Annotated in this window: 1 protein-coding gene; it reads right to left on the minus strand. The window is 67.8% G+C overall.

The genetic code is table 11. The features are described 5' to 3' along the window. Positions 1-509, minus strand: a 509-nt coding sequence (locus NOM55_RS17310) for a DUF2345 domain-containing protein (protein ID WP_255909891.1), incomplete at both ends; no start/stop codon positions are given.

The raw sequence follows: 509 nt of genomic DNA on the forward strand, positions 1-509 counted from the left end.
TCCTTATCCGCCGTCAGCTCCATCGCATCGCTCTGCGCCTGAACCTGCACCTTGCCCTTGGCCGCGATCAGTTTCAGGCTCACCTTGTCCTTCACCCCGGCCACGAACAGGCTGATGTGCTGGCCGACGTTGTGCAGCCAGCGCCGGCCGCTGGTCTGGTTCAGGTCGCGCTGGGCGACCTGGTCGATGTTCGTGCCGGCGGCCAAGGTCAGGGAGTTGTCGGTCGATGCAGACAGCCCTGCCGGGGCGGACAGGATCAGCAGCGGTTGCTGCCCGGCCTGGGCTGATCCCTTTCCTTGGGCGGCGCTCTTGCCCTCTTTATCGGTGTTGCTGCCGGCTTCCCACGCGCGCAGGGCGGCGGCGTGGTGCTGCAGGTGGCCGTCGGGCTTGTTGGCCCCTTTGCCGTTGTCGGGCTTGATTTCTTCCGGCCCGGTCTCCAGCGTGTCGGCCAGTTGCGCGCTGGCGGTGTCGGCCAGGGATTGCGCCAGGCTCAGCGCGGCGTCGAGCTG

Origin of the sequence: Vogesella sp. AC12 (genome assembly GCF_024437575.1) — a bacterium.
Taxonomy (GTDB): Bacteria; Pseudomonadota; Gammaproteobacteria; order Burkholderiales; family Chromobacteriaceae; genus Vogesella; species Vogesella indigofera.